The organism is Microbacterium jejuense, assembly GCF_019511665.1.
Lineage (GTDB): Bacteria > Actinomycetota > Actinomycetes > Actinomycetales > Microbacteriaceae > Microbacterium > Microbacterium jejuense_A.
In genome coordinates this window covers 1-14,239 of the sequence record NZ_JAEUAW010000023.1, presented here as the reverse complement: position 1 = coordinate 14,239, position 14,239 = coordinate 1, and the positions used below count along the sequence as shown (strand labels likewise).

The window sequence follows — 14,239 nt, the reverse complement described above, 5'->3', positions numbered from 1 at the left end:
GAGCGGACGATGGCAAGGATCGGCGTACAGGCGATGATGCTCAAAGAGAGCTTCGCGACCGACGGCGTGTTCGAGACCCTGCGGCAGGTGCGCGACATCGGCTACCGGGCGATCGAGGTGTCGCAGCTGGCGATGACGCCTGACAACGTGGCGGAGCTCGACAGGGCTCGGGTCGAGCTGGGCATCGAGATGGCCGCGCTGTCGGCCGCGCTGACCAGCATCCCCGGAATGCCCGGCGAGTCGCTCACGAACGACTTCGACAAGATCGTCGCCGACTGCGCTCGGCTGCAGTCCTCGAAGCTGCGGATCGGGATGCTGCCGTTCGATGCGATGGGGTCGCTCGAGGCGGTGCTCGCCTTCTGCGACGCGAGCGAGGCGATGGCCGCCCGGCTGGCCGAGCACGGCATCGGCCTGTACTACCACAACCACCACATCGAGTTCGCGAAGTACGACGGCCGGTACCTGCTCGACATCATCGCCGACCGGGCCCCGAGCGTGGGCCTGGAGGTCGACGTGCACTGGGTGCAGCGCGGCGGGCTCGACCCCGTCGCCACGCTGCGCAAGTACGGGGACCGGGTGGCCATGGTGCACCTCAAGGACTACCGCATCGGACGACTCGGACAGGACGCCTTCGAGGCGCTGGGCCGGGGCGACGTCGCCGGCTTCATGGCGGCGTTCGCCGGCGTCGTGCAGTTCGCCGAGGTGGGCGAGGGGAACCTCGACTTCCGCGCCATCGTCGACGAGAGCGTCCGCATCGGAGCGCAGCACCTGCTCGTCGAGCAGGACGACCTCTACGGGCGCACCCCGCTGGAGTGCCTGCGCACCTCGCACGACAATCTGGTCGCACTCGGATTCGGAGACCTCTTCTGATGGACCTGCACCTCGACCCCGATCGTCTGTTCCCCGTCGACCCCCAGACACGGGCCGTCGCCCGGGGACTGTACGAGCGCGTGGCCGACCTGCCGATCATCTCGCCGCACGGGCACGTCGCGCCCTCGCTGCTGCGCGACGACGAGCCCTTCAGCGATCCGGCGGACCTGTTCATCACGCACGATCACTACGTCACGCGGATGCTCCACGCGGCGGGGGTGGACCTCGGCGACCTCGGCGTGGGCACCGCGACGGGCACCGCCGACCCTCGCGAGGTGTGGCGGCTGTTCTGTGCGAACTGGCACCTGTACGCGGGCACCGCGTCGGGCTACTGGCTGACGCACGAGCTGGTCACGCTGTTCGGCATCGGGGTCGAGCCGTCGGCCGAGACCGCCGACGTCCTCTACGACGACATCGCCACGCGCCTGCAGCAGGACGACTTCCGTCCTCGGGCGCTGTTCGACCGCTTCGGCATCGAGGTGCTCGCGACAACCGACGATCCGATGGACGATCTCGCCGTGCATGCGGCGCTCGCCGCCGATCCGTCGTTCCGCGGCCGCGTGCTGCCGACGTTCCGCCCCGACGCCTACCTCGACCCCGCCTCGCCGGCGTTCCGCGACAACATCGAGCGCCTCACGGGGGCGGCCGGCGTCGCGATGGACGATTTCGCCGGCTACCTGAGCGCACTCGAAGAGCGGCGGGCCCATTTCATCAGGCACGGCGCGGTGTCGGCCGACCACGGCGTGCGCGAACCGCTGACGCTGGATCTGCCGGCGGACGAGGCATCCACTCTGTATCGCGGTGCGGTCGGGGGCACCCTGGACGCCGCGCAGACGCGCGCCTTCACCGCGCACATGCTGTTCCAGATGGCCCGGATGAGCGTCGCCGACGGGCTCGTGATGACCGTGCACGCCGGAGTGGCCCGCAACCATTCGACTGCGACCTTCGAGGCGTTCGGCGCCGACACCGGACACGACATCCCGCTGCGCACCGAGTACACCGAGAACCTGCGGCCGCTGCTGAACGCGTTCGGGCTGAAGAAGGACTTCCACCTCGTGCTGTTCGGCGTCGACGAGACGATCTACTCGCGCGAGGTCGCGCCGCTCGCGGGGTTCTACCCGAGCGTCTTCATCGGCGCGCCCTGGTGGTTCCTGGACGCCCCGGACGCCGTGCAGCGGTTCCGCGCCGCGGTCACCGAGACCGCCGGGTTCTACCGCGGGTCGGGGTTCATCGACGACACCCGCGCGTTCCTGTCGATTCCCGCGCGTCACGACATGGCGAGGCGATCGGATGCCGCCTTCCTCGCGCGGCTCGTCGGTGAGGGCCGCATCTCGCTGTCCCGCGCCCAGCGCATCGCCGTCGACCTCGTCGACGCCGTGCCGCGGAAGGCCTTCAAGCTGTGACGGGGGCGCAGGCGGAGCCGACGACCGGCGTGCGTCTCACGCGCGGGGCGCTGGAGGTGCGCGGGATGCCGATTCCCGCCGCGCCCGTGCGCATCGTGCATCTGGGGCTCGGTGCTTTCGCCCGCGCTCATCAGGCCTGGTACACCGCCCGGGTCGACGATCACCGGGAGTGGGGGATCGCCGCGTTCACCGGCCGCAGCGCGACCGCGGCAGAGCAGCTCGCACCGCAGGACGGCCTGTTCACGGTCGTCGAGCGCTCGGCGGCCGGCGACGACGTCGCCGTCGTCGGCAGCATCGTCGAGGTCAGGGACGGCGCCGACGTCGGGCGGCTCGTGGAGCTGCTCGCCGCCCCGTCGACCGCCGTCGTCACACTCACGATCACCGAGGCCGGGTACCGCCTGCGCGTCGACGGTGCGCCCGACCTCGAGGACCCGGCGGTGGCGGCCGATCTGCGCGTGCTCGCCGCGGCCATGGCCGACCCCGGCGCACGCATCGATCAGGCCACGGCCCCTCCCGTCACGGCGCTCGGTCGCCTGGTGCTGGGCCTCGTCGCGCGGTCGCGTTCGGGCGCCGGGCCCATCGCGGTCGTGCCGTGCGACAACATCCCCGACAACGGACCGCTCGTCCGCCGCGGCGTCCTCGCCCTGACGCAGGCGGTCGCGCCCGCCGCAGCGGCGTGGATCGCGCAGAACGTGTCGTACGTCTCCACGTCGGTCGATCGCATCACCCCGCGCACGACGACGGCCGACATCGCCGAGGTCGCCGCGCGCACCGGGTGGGTGGACTCCGCGCCGGTGGTCACCGAGCCCTTTCACGACTGGATCCTCAGCGGCTCCTTCCCCGCCGGCCGGCCCGAATGGGAGCGCGCCGGCGCGCGCTTCGTCGACGACATCGTGCCGTTCGAACGCCGCAAGCTGTGGCTGCTCAACGGCGCGCACAGCCTGATGGCGTACGCGGGCTTGGCGCGCGGGCACACCACGGTCGCCGAGGCGATCGGCGACGGCGTCGTGCGTGCGGAGGTGCTCGGGCTGTGGGCCGAGGCATCCGCTCACCTCCCCGCCGAGCTGCTCGAACTCGACCGCTATCTCGCCGACCTGCTCGCGCGCTTCGAGAACGCCCGCATCGAGCACCGGCTCGCACAGATCGCCGTGGACGGCGTGGCCAAGCTGCGCGTGCGGGTCGTGCCCGTGGCGCTGGCCGAACGGGCCGGCGGGCGCAGCGCGGCCGCGTGCGCGGACGTCGTCGGAGCGTGGGTCGGGCTGGTGCGCCTGGGCCGCGAGCCGGCCGATGCGCACGCCGATGCGATATCGATTGCCAACCGGGGCGTGGACCCGATTCGCGAGCTCGTTGCGCTGCTGTCGCCTGAGCTTGCGGACGACGAGCAGTTCGTCGACAGGGTGCGCGACGTGGCTGGCCGAACAATGGAATGAGAATAGATGGCAATCAGTTGCCACAACGATCCGTTTCTGGTTTGATGATCCCGGGCGACGACGCCTGTCGCCCGCCACCCGAGGAGAATTTCGATGCTGAAACCCCGTTCCACCGCCACCCGCGAACTCGTCCGCCTCGACGGGCTGTGGCGGTTCGCCCTGGACTCGGACGAGGTGCGGTCGCCCTGGGGCGCGACGCTCGACACGGCGCTCGAGGCGCCGGTTCCGTCCAGCTACAACGACGTGTTCGCCGACGCGGCCATCCGCGACCACGTGGGGTGGGTCTGGTATCAGCGCACCGTGCGCGTCCCGCGCGGCTGGGCGGGGGAGCGCGTGTTCGTGCGAGTGGATGCCGCCACCCACGAGGGCCGGGTCTACATCGACGATCAGCTCGTCGCGGAGCATGTCGGCGGCTACACGCCCTTCGAAGCCGACATCACCGACCTCGTGGCCCCCGGGCAGGAGTTCCGCCTCACGATCGGGGTGAACAACGAGCTCACCAACACCACCATCCCGCCGGGGGCGATCACCGTCGACGCGCAGGGCCGCAAGAAGCAGCAGTACTTCCACGATTTCTACAACTACGCGGGCCTCGCACGGTCGGTGTGGCTGTACAGCGCACCCGCCGTGCGCGTCGATGACGTCACGGTCGTCACCGACGTCGACGGCGCCGACGGGCTCGTGCGGTACGACGTCGCGCTGACCGCCGACGCCGACGTCACCGTGCGGATCGAGGATGCCGACGGTGCCGAGGTCGGCGTGGCCGAGGGCGCGAACGGCGTCGTCCGCATCGCCGACGTGCACCTGTGGCAGCCGGGCGCCGCCTATCTGTACGACCTCGTCGTCGAGGTGCGGCAGGACGGCGACCTCGTCGACACCTACACGCAGGCGGTAGGCGTGCGCACGGTCGAGGTGCGGGGCAATCAGTTCCTCATCAACGGCGAGCCGTTCTACTTCACCGGATTCGGGCGCCACGAAGACACCGCGGTGCGCGGCAAGGGCCACGACGACGCCTACCTCGTCCACGACTTCGCGCTCATGACGTGGATCGGCGCGAACTCCTTCCGCACCTCGCACTACCCCTACGCCGAAGAGGTGCTCGAGTACGCCGACCGCCACGGGTTCGTCGTCATCGACGAGACGGCCGCCGTGGGCCTCAACTACTCGGTCGTGAGCGGCTTCCTCGGAGGTCCGACCGTTCCGACGTTCGGCCCCGACTCGGTCAACGATCAGACCCAGGCCGCACACGCGCAGGCGATCCGCGAACTGATCGCCCGCGACAAGAACCACCCGAGCGTCGTGATGTGGTCGATCGCCAACGAGCCCGACACCGCAGTCGACGAGGCGCGCGCCTACTTCGAGCCGCTCGTCGCCCTCACCCGCGAGCTCGATCCCACGCGCCCCGTCACGTTCGTCAACGTCATGCTGGCGCCCGTCGGCGTCGACAAGGTGTCGGACCTGTTCGACGTGCTGTGCCTCAACCGCTACTACGGCTGGTACATCAACACCGGTGACCTGGAGGCCGCCGAGGCGAACCTCGAGGCCGAGCTGCGCGGATGGGAGCAGATGTACGGCAAGCCCATGCTGATGACCGAGTACGGCGCCGACACCATCGCGGGCTACCACTCGGTGCTCGACCAGCCCTGGACCGAGGAGTACCAGGCGGCGTACCTCGACATGAACCATCGCGTGTTCGATCGCATCGCGTCGTTCGTGGGTGAGCACGTCTGGAACTTCGCCGATTTCCAGACCGCGACGGGGATCATCCGCGTCGACGGCAACAAGAAGGGCGTCTTCACGCGCGACCGCAAGCCGAAGGCGGCGGCGCACGCCCTGCGATCGCGCTGGACGGCGATCGGCAAGGAGCACGGGCAGCCGGCATCCGTCACTCAAGGAGCATCATGATCATCGACAAGGCTGAAGTCATCGTCACCAGCCCGAACCGCAATTTCGTCACGCTCAAGCTGACGACCGACGACGGACTCACCGGCCTCGGCGATGCGACGCTCAACGGGCGCGAGCTCGCGGTCGTCGCCTACCTCACCGAGCACGTCGTGCCGCTGCTGCTCGGCCGCGACGCGCACCGCATCGAGGACACGTGGCAGTTCCTGTACCGCTCGGCCTACTGGCGGCGCGGGCCGGTCACGATGGCCGCCATCGCCGCGGTCGACGTGGCGCTGTGGGACATCAAGGGCAAGGCCGCCGGGATGCCCGTGTACCAGTTGCTCGGCGGGGCGTCGCGCAACGGCCTGCTCGCCTACGGGCACGCGTCGGGCACCGACCTGCCGTCGCTGTTCGACTCGGTGCGCGACCACCTCGAGCAGGGGTTCAAGGCCATCCGCATCCAGACCGCGATCCCGGGGCTGAAGGCGGTCTACGGCATCGCGGCGCAGTCGTCGTTCACCGGCGGCGGCGAGGAGCGCTACGACCACGAGCCCGCCCGGCGCGGCGCGAAGCCCGTCGAGGAGGACTGGGAGACGCGGCCCTACCTGCTGCATCTTCCGAAGGTGTTCGAGGCGGTGCGCAACGAGTTCGGGCCCGAGATCCCGCTGCTGCACGACGGGCACCACCGCATGACGCCCATCCAGGCGGCGAAGCTCGGCAAGGCGCTCGAGCCCTACGACCTGTTCTGGCTCGAGGACTGCACTCCCGCCGAGAACCAGGAGGCGCTGCGGCTCGTGCGCCAGCACACCACGACGCCGCTCGCCATCGGCGAGATCTTCAACACGGTGTGGGACTTCAAGGACATCATCCGCGACCAGCTCATCGACTACGTGCGCGGCGCGGTCACCCACATGGGCGGCATCACGGCGCTCAAGAAGACGCTCGACTACGCGGCGCTGTACCAGATCAAGTCGGGCATGCACGGGCCGACCGACATCTCTCCCGTCGGCATGGCCGCCGCGATGCACCTGGGCCTGGCGATCCACAACTTCGGCATCCAGGAGTACATGATGCACGGCGCGCGCACGAACGAGGTGTTCCAGCAGTCCTTCACGTGGCAGGACGGCCTGCTGCATCCGGGCGACCGGCCGGGTCTCGGCGTCGAGCTCGACCTCGACGAGGCGGGCAAGTACCCGTACGAGCAGGCGTACCTGCCGTACAACCGGCTGTCGGACGGCACCGTCCACGACTGGTGAGCGACATGAGCGGGCGGCGCATCGTCGTGATGGGCGTCTCGGCGGCGGGCAAGTCCTCGGTGGGGCGTGCGCTGGCAGACCTGCTGCCGGTGCCCTTCGTCGATGCGGACGCCCTTCATCCGCGCGCCAACGTCGAGAAGATGGCTGCCGGGATGCCGCTCGACGACGCCGACCGGGCGCCCTGGCTCGATGCCGTCGGGGCTCGCCTCGCCGGAGCCGAGACCGGCATCGTCGTGGCGTGCTCGGCGCTGCGGCGCACGTATCGCGACCGCTTGCGGACCTCCGCTCCCGACGTCGTCTTCGTCCATCTGACCGGCAGTGAGCAGCTGCTGCGGGAACGCGCCGAAGCCCGCACCGACCACTTCATGCCCGCGCAGCTGCTGCGCTCGCAGTTGGATACGCTCGAGGCGCTCGGCGAGGACGAGCACGGGTTCGCGCTCGATGTCGCAGGGTCCGTCGAGGAGTTGGCTCGGAACGCCGCAGGGAGGCTCGGATGAGCGACAGAGCAGCGCCGCGCGCGGCGGTCGATCCCTCCGACGCAGCCGAGCGGATCCTCGCCCGCATCCGCGAGCGCGGCGGTGCGCCGACGATCTACGACATCGCCGAGCTCGCGGGCGTCAACCCGTCGACGGTCTCACGAGCCCTCGGCAAGCCGGGACGCATCAGCGCCGCCACCGCCCAGAAGGTCGAGGATGCGGCCGCGCGTCTCGACTTCCGCGTGAACCCCATGGCGCGGGCGCTGCAGACGGGCAAGACCAGGATGCTGGGCCTCGTGGTCGCCGACATCACGAACCCCGTCGTGTTCGACATCGTGCGCGGTGCCGAGCTCGAGGCTGCGGCCGCCGGCTACACGCTGGTCATCGCCGAGTCTCAGGAGTCGGGCGTGAACGAGGCCGAAGCCGTCGAACGGCTGCTCCCGAGCGTCGACGGCCTCGTGCTCGCGACCACCCGCATGCCCGCGAACCAGATCGACGAGCTGGCCGCTCGCAAGTCCCTCGTGCTCATCAACCGCGCGGTGGACGGCGTCCCGAGCGTGCTGCCCGACGTCGAGAGCGGCGTCGAGCAGCTGGTGGAGCATCTCGCCGAGCACGGCCATCGGTCGTTCGTGTATCTGGCCGGCCCGGACCGGTCGTGGATCAGCGCACGCCGCTGGGCGGCGATCCTCGCCGCCGCAGAGCGCCGCGGCATCGCGATCGTCGAGGTCGGCCCCAACGCTCCGACGATCGAGGGCGGTCGCACCGCTCTGCGCCGCGTCATCGCATCGCAGGCGACGGCGCTGATCGCGTACAACGACCTGATGGCGATCGGGTTCATGCAGGAGTCCGCCGCGCAGGGGATCGGGGTGCCCGATCGCATCAGCGTCGCGGGCTTCGACGACATCTTCGGCAGCGAGCTCATCGTCCCCGCGCTCACGACGGTGCGCGCCGACCTCGTGAGGGCGGGCCGCCAGGCGGTGGCCATGACCCTGAGCGGCGACCGCGATTCCGCAGCATCCGCGGGCCTGCTTCCCACGTCGCTCATCGTCCGGGGGTCGACCGGCGCAGCCCCGCGGCGCTGACACGCTCTCCGCGGGATCCGCACGCGTCGTCGGCGGCCTGGGCCGCCGGCATCCTCACCCCTCCAGAACCGCGAGGCCCTGGGCGGCGCGTCATCGACCCGTACGCGTGAAGCTCGTCCATCTCAAGGACTGCCGGATCGGCCGGCCCTCGAGCGCGGCAACCACGCCGCGTCGCAGCAACCTCATCGATCTCGGGTACGGAGACCTGTTCCAGCCGGACCGCCCCGCTGCCCGGCATCCGTTCAACAGGTCAACCGCGGTTCTTCAGGACGAATCTCGCGATCCGGTCCTGCCGAACCGCGGTTGACCTGTCGAAGGAGGGGTGAAGAGTGGATGCCGGGCGCTCCGGCACCCCGTAGCGCGGGGTGCCGGAGCGGTCGGGGCTCGGTCCAGTAGCGTCGCGCTCATGGATGACGCTCAGCACGTCGGTGCCGAGGTGTCGGCGCCGCGCCGTGGCGCCCCGTTCGGCGTGGTCGCGGTGCGACATCCCCTGACCGACGGCCGCACCACGGCTCGCGGCATCCTCACCCCTCCAGGACCGCGAGGCTCTGGGTGGCGCGCGTCATCGCGACGTAGCGGTCCACGGCGCCCTCGATGCCGTCCCCGAAGGCGGCGGGCTCGACCAGCACCACGAGGTCGAACTCCAGCCCCTTCGACAGCTCGGGGCTCAGCGACCGGACGCGCTCGCGCGCGGTGAAGGTCGGATCGCCGATGACGCAGCCGATGCCGTCGGGATGCGCCGCGAACCAGTCGTCGAGGATCGCGTCGCGCTCGGCGACCGGCGCGTGGAGCACCGGCACCCCGCTGCTGCGGATCGAGGTGGGCACGTTCGCGTCGGGGATCGCCGCGCGGATCACCGGCTCCGCCTCGGCCATGACCTCGCTCGGCGTGCGGTAGTTCACGGTCAGCGACGCGATCTCGACCTGCGTCAGACCCGCGCGCTCGAGGCGCTCCTGCCAGGACTCGCGGAAGCCGTGGCGCGCCTGAGCCCGGTCGCCCACCACCGTGAAGCTGCGCGACGGGCAGCGCGAGAGCAGCATGCGCCACTCGGCGTCGGTGAGCTCCTGGGCCTCGTCGACGACGATGTGCGCGAACGGCCCGGCGAGCAGGTCGGGGTCGAGGGCGTCGAGCACCGACTCGTCGACGAGGCTGTTGCGCAGGTCTTCGCCGTCCAGCCACGTCATCATCTCGTCGCCGGCCTCCTTGAACCGCTCGACGACCTGCGCCATGTACGCGCGCTCCTCTGCCAGCCGTGCCTCGCGCTCGCGGCGACGCCGCGACGCGGCCGGATCGCCGAGCCGCCGGCGCGCGGCGTCGAGCAGCGGGAGATCCGAGACGGTCCAGGCCGCGGCATCCTCTCTCTGCAGCAGTTCCACCTCGTCGGGAGTGAGCCACGGCGCGCAGCGGCGCAGGTAGGCCGGCACTGTCCAGAGATCGGCGACGAGGACGGATGCCTCGACGAGCGGCCACGCGCGGCCGAACATGCGGGTGAGGGCCTCGTTGCGCGCGAGCGCGCGCCGAAGCTGATGCAGCGGCACCTCCTCGCCGTCGAGCTGATCGGTGAGGATGTCGAGCACCGTCTCCCACACCTGGTCGCGCGCCTCGTTGTGCGGCAGATCGCTCTCGGCCGACGAGAACGCCTCGGCCCAGTCCTCGGGCGTCAGCGACACCTCGCCCCACTGCGTGGCGATCACGATGCCCTGCGTGGGCGGCTCCTCGTAGAGCGCCACCGCCGGCTCGATCGCGTCGACCATGCGCGCATCGGCCTTGAGCCGCGCGACGCGGGCGTCTTCTTCGGGCCGGGCCGCGGCGCCCTCGGCCACGAGGTCGCGGAGCGTGCAGGTCTGCACGCTCTCTTCGCCGAGCGACGGCAGCACGTCCTCGACGTAAGAGAGGTACGCCGGGCTCGGCCCGACGAACAGCACGCCGCCGTGGCCGGGGCCGAGCTGCGGGTCGGAGTACACGAGGTAGGCGGCGCGGTGCAGCGCGACGACGGTCTTGCCCGTTCCGGGGCCGCCGTCGACGACCAGCGCGCCGCGCGATCCGGCGCGGATGATGGCGTCCTGGTCGGCCTGGATCGTGCCCAGCACGTCCCGCATGCGGGGCGACCGGCTGGCCCCGAGACTCGCGATGAACGCCGACTGGTCGTCCAGGGCCGCGGTCTCGTCGAGCCCCTCGGCAGTGAACACCTCGTCCCAGTAGTCCGTGATGCGCCCGCCCGTCCAGCGGTACCGCCGACGGCTCAGCAGACCGTGGGGGTCTGCGAAGCTCGCCGCGAAGAACGGCTCCGCCGCGGGCGTGCGCCAGTCGACGAGCAGGCGCCGGCCGCCGGCATCCACGAGTCCGAAGCGGCCGATGTACACGGGGTCGGACCCGTCGTCGGGCACCATGCGACCGAGGCACGCGTCGAGCGTGAAGCGGCGCAGCAGGCGCAGGCGTGCCGAGAGCTGGTGGATCTCGAGGTCGCGCTCCAGCGCCGATTGGCCGCTGCCGCCGGGACGCAGGCGCAGTTCTTCGAGCCGGGCCTCCAGTGCTGCCGTCTGCTGCGAGAGGGTGTCGGCGATCGCTGCGAACCACTGCTCGTCAGCGCCGATGAGGGCGGGGTCGGACTTGGCGGACAGGCGGTCGGGGAGGTGGAAAGCGCTGACAGAGGGGGAATTCACGGCATCGACTCCAGGCGGGGGATCGGGCGGCGCACGCGTCGCGACCGACAAGTATGCGCCCTCGAGGGGCCCTTGCCGCAAGGCCCCCTCCCCCCGGTATCCTGGAAGTGCGGGCGGGGCTCGATCGACGAGTCGTGTACGTCTCTTTCCTCGCTCCGCACGAGTGCCGCCCCCGTGCCGGTCCGCTCCTCCTGCGCTCCCCCCCTCGGTCCCGAGCGCCGCCGCCACTCCACGCACGGGCGATCCAGGTGGCGCCGTGTGCGGCATCCACACCCGCGAAGCAGCTCTCCGCGGCACTCGAACGCGCCCTGCGCCGCGTGCGGCTGACTCTCCGGCGCCCGCGCACTTCACGCGAAACGTGTGATGGAACGCGTCGGGCGCCGTCGGTAACGTGACGCGCAGGGGGCTGATCCTGTGCACCCGTGCGAAAGGGGCAAGACAGACATGACGGACGACACGCGGAGATCGATCGTGGGGGAGCCGCTCCCGCCGGCACGCACGCTGCCATTCCCGCCGAAGCCATCGGGCAGCTTCGCCGGACGCACCCTCGGCGAGTCGACGTACTCGCCGCTGCCGCCCGAGCGGCGGCTCAACGACGGTGCTCCCAACATCCTCGTGATCCTCATCGACGACGCCGGGCCCGCGCTCCCCGCGCCCCTCGGCGGCGCCGTGAACACGCCGACCCTCGGCCGGCTGCGCGACGAGGGCATCGGGTTCAACCGGTTCCACACCACCGCCATGTGCTCGCCGACGCGCGGCGCGCTGCTGACCGGCCGCAACCACCACCGCATCGGCTCGGGGCAGATCGCCGAGCTCGCCAACGACTGGGACGGCTACTCGGGCCACATCCCCAAGAGCAGCGCGACGATCGCCGAGGTGCTGCGCAACTACGGCTACGCGACGGCAGCGTGGGGCAAGTGGCACAACACCCCCGCAGAAGAGACGACCGTCGCCGGGCCGTTCGACCGCTGGCCGACCGGCTACGGCTTCGAGTACTTCTACGGCTTCCTGGCCGGCGAGGCGTCGCAGTACGAGCCGAACCTCGTCCGCAACACGACCTCGGTGCTGCCGCCCAAGACGCCGGAAGAGGGCTACCACCTGAGCGAGGACATCGCCGACGACGCGATCGGCTGGCTGCGCAACCACAAGGCGCTGACCCCCGACAAGCCGTTCTTCATGTACTGGGCGACCGGCGCCATCCACGGACCGCACCACATCATGAAGGAGTGGTCCGACAAGTACAAGGGCAAGTTCGACGACGGCTGGGACGTCTATCGGGAGCGCGCGCTGGAGGGCGCGAAGGCCGCCGGCTGGGTCCCGCAGGACGCCGTGCTCACCCCGCGTCCCGACAGCCTGCAGGGGTGGGATGACATCCCCGACCACCAGAAGCCGTTCCAGGCTCGGCTCATGGAGGTGTGCGCGGGCTTCGGCGAGCACGCCGACGTGCAGGCCGGCCGCCTCGTCGATGCTCTTGAAGAGCTCGGCTACGCCGACGACACCCTCGTCGTCTACATCTGGGGCGACAACGGGTCGTCGGGCGAGGGCCAGAACGGGACGATCAGCGAGCTGCTCGCGCAGAACATGATCCCGACGACGATCGACCAGCACATCGCCGCCCTCGAAGAGCTCGGGGGGCTGGACGCGCTGGGCACGCCGGCGACCGACAACCAGTACCACGCCGCGTGGGCGTGGGCCGGGTCGGCGCCGTACCAGGGCATGAAGCTGATGGCGTCGCACCTCGGCGGCACGCGCAATCCCATGTTCCTGCGCTGGCCGGGACGCATCGAGCACGACCCGGAGCCGCGCACGCAGTTCCACCACGTGATCGACGTCGCGCCGACGATCTACGAGATCCTCGGCATCTCGCACCCCGAGTCGGTCAATGGCATCCACCAGGACCCGATCGACGGCACGAGCTTCGCCTATGCCATCGACGACCCCGCGGCCGAGGGACGTCACCGGACGCAGTACTTCGAGATCATGGCGAGCCGGTCGATCTATTCGGACGGCTGGATGGCCTCGACGACCGGGCCGCGTCTGCCGTGGGTTCCGGGGGCGCCTCCCGGCATCGCGACGTGGACACCGGATGCCGACACGTGGGAGCTCTACCACCTCGATGAGGACTGGAGCCAGGCGAACGACCTGGCCGCTGCGCAGCCTGAGAAGCTCGCCGAGCTCAAGGAGCTGTTCGCCATCGAGGCCGCCCGCAACGACGTGCTTCCGGTCGGCGGGGGATTGTGGGTGCCGGTCTATCACCCCGAGGACCGCATCTCGGTGCCGTACACGCAGTGGGAGATGACCGGCGACACGGTCCGCGTCCCGGAGTTCTGTGCGCCGGCGCTCGGCAACAAGCCGAACGTCGTCAGGATCGAGGCGACACTGCCCGACCAGGCGAACGGCGTGCTGTACAAGCTCGGCGGTGCGGGCGGAGGCCTCACGGCCTTCTTCGTCGACGGCGTCCTCAACTACGAGTACAACCTGTTCCTCGTGCAGCGCACGAAGATCGCGTCGAGCGCCCCCGTCGCGGCGGGCGACGTGACGATCGAGATCGAGACCGCCTATGTCGAGCCGCGGCCCGGCGGACCGCTGTCGGTGACGCTGCGCGTGAACGGAGACGAGGTCGGGTCGGGCACCGTCCCGGTGAGCGCGCCGCTGCTGTTCTCGGCCAACGACTGCCTCGACATCGGACGGGCCTACGGGGGCGCGGTGTCTCGTGCCTACGTGGACCGTATGCCGTTCGTGTTCGACGGCGACATCTCGCGAGTGCACATCGCGTACGCCACGCCGCAGAAGGCCTGACGCGCGGCAGCTGCATCCCGGGTCGTCGGAACACGCCCGGGATGCAGCTCCGATTCGACGTGGCGGCCCGATCGGCGTAATGTTCTTGTTGTTCGCCCCAAAGGGTAGAGCGAGGGCCTGATGGCCTGGCTCCCCTCAAGTTGCGGACAACACCTCCACTCTCTGATCGGGCATCGCGTGTGCGACCGCCCACCTCGGATGGTGTAGGATAGTGAAGTTGCCCTGGGGCGAGGTCGTGAGGCTGAACCCGGGTGCGTCCGATCTTTGAGAACTCAACAGCGTGCACTTGTCAAATGCCAATTTTTTCTCTGTCGACCACGTTTGTGGTTGGTGGGGGTCTTTTTGGATCAATTCATGGATGTCAGTTTGATATTCG

10 protein-coding genes are annotated in these 14,239 nt (G+C 70.3%); 9 read left to right on the top strand and 1 reads right to left on the bottom strand.

Features of this window, described 5'->3' with window-relative positions; genetic code table 11:
* Positions 1–9: 9 nt before the first annotated feature.
* The 8 genes from JNB62_RS18430 (at position 10) to JNB62_RS18395 (ending at position 8,708) form a co-directional block, all read left to right on the top strand.
* Complete coding sequence (locus tag JNB62_RS18430; protein WP_223231257.1) at positions 10–870, top strand: sugar phosphate isomerase/epimerase family protein; 861 nt, start codon at positions 10–12, stop codon at positions 868–870.
* Positions 870–2,273 (top strand): glucuronate isomerase, encoded by a 1,404-nt coding sequence (gene uxaC, locus JNB62_RS18425; protein WP_220302341.1) that lies wholly within the window; start codon positions 870–872, stop codon positions 2,271–2,273. The genes JNB62_RS18430 and uxaC overlap by 1 nt, the downstream gene beginning before the upstream one ends.
* Entirely contained in the window at positions 2,270–3,703 is a 1,434-nt protein-coding gene (locus tag JNB62_RS18420; RefSeq protein ID WP_308291847.1) for a mannitol dehydrogenase family protein, read from the top strand. Before uxaC ends, JNB62_RS18420 begins: the two co-directional genes overlap by 4 nt.
* Before the next feature lie 93 nt (positions 3,704–3,796).
* Positions 3,797–5,608: a beta-glucuronidase gene (uidA, locus tag JNB62_RS18415; protein WP_220302340.1), complete on the top strand. Its 1,812-nt coding sequence runs from the start codon at positions 3,797–3,799 to the stop codon at positions 5,606–5,608.
* Positions 5,605–6,843: a D-mannonate dehydratase ManD gene (gene manD / locus JNB62_RS18410; protein WP_220302339.1), complete on the top strand. Its 1,239-nt coding sequence runs from the start codon at positions 5,605–5,607 to the stop codon at positions 6,841–6,843. The genes uidA and manD overlap by 4 nt, the downstream gene beginning before the upstream one ends.
* Positions 6,844–6,848: 5 nt before the next feature.
* Positions 6,849–7,340, top strand: a complete 492-nt coding sequence (locus tag JNB62_RS18405; RefSeq protein ID WP_220302360.1) for a gluconokinase — start codon at positions 6,849–6,851, stop codon at positions 7,338–7,340.
* Positions 7,337–8,401 (top strand): LacI family DNA-binding transcriptional regulator, encoded by a 1,065-nt coding sequence (locus JNB62_RS18400; RefSeq protein WP_220302338.1) that lies wholly within the window; start codon positions 7,337–7,339, stop codon positions 8,399–8,401. The genes JNB62_RS18405 and JNB62_RS18400 overlap by 4 nt, the downstream gene beginning before the upstream one ends.
* Before the next feature lie 106 nt (positions 8,402–8,507).
* Complete coding sequence (locus JNB62_RS18395) at positions 8,508–8,708, top strand: hypothetical protein (RefSeq protein WP_220302337.1); 201 nt, start codon at positions 8,508–8,510, stop codon at positions 8,706–8,708.
* Positions 8,709–8,925: 217 nt separating this feature from the next.
* Here JNB62_RS18395 and helR read toward each other — a convergent pair whose 3' ends face one another.
* Positions 8,926–11,064 carry an RNA polymerase recycling motor ATPase HelR gene (gene helR / locus JNB62_RS18390; protein WP_220302336.1) on the bottom strand — a complete coding sequence of 713 codons (2,139 nt, stop codon included), beginning with the start codon at positions 11,062–11,064 and terminating at the stop codon, positions 8,926–8,928.
* Between the two features lie 444 nt (positions 11,065–11,508).
* On the opposite strand from helR, the gene JNB62_RS18385 reads away from it, so the two are divergent.
* Positions 11,509–13,863 carry an arylsulfatase gene (locus JNB62_RS18385; protein WP_220302335.1) on the top strand — a complete coding sequence of 785 codons (2,355 nt, stop codon included), beginning with the start codon at positions 11,509–11,511 and terminating at the stop codon, positions 13,861–13,863.
* The last annotated feature ends 376 nt before the right edge of the window (positions 13,864–14,239 follow it).

Excerpts from the sequence above, each read along its gene's own strand:
- manD (WP_220302339.1), top strand. The coding sequence starts at position 5,605 with ATGATCATCGACAAGGCTGAAGTCATCGTCACCAGCCCGAACCGCAAT.
- JNB62_RS18385 (WP_220302335.1), top strand. The coding sequence starts at position 11,509 with ATGACGGACGACACGCGGAGATCGATCGTGGGGGAGCCGCTCCCGCCG.
- JNB62_RS18430 (WP_223231257.1), top strand. The coding sequence starts at position 10 with ATGGCAAGGATCGGCGTACAGGCGATGATGCTCAAAGAGAGCTTCGCG.
- JNB62_RS18400 (WP_220302338.1), top strand. The coding sequence starts at position 7,337 with ATGAGCGACAGAGCAGCGCCGCGCGCGGCGGTCGATCCCTCCGACGCA.
- uxaC (WP_220302341.1), top strand. The coding sequence starts at position 870 with ATGGACCTGCACCTCGACCCCGATCGTCTGTTCCCCGTCGACCCCCAG.
- JNB62_RS18405 (WP_220302360.1), top strand. The coding sequence starts at position 6,849 with ATGAGCGGGCGGCGCATCGTCGTGATGGGCGTCTCGGCGGCGGGCAAG.
- uidA (WP_220302340.1), top strand. The coding sequence starts at position 3,797 with ATGCTGAAACCCCGTTCCACCGCCACCCGCGAACTCGTCCGCCTCGAC.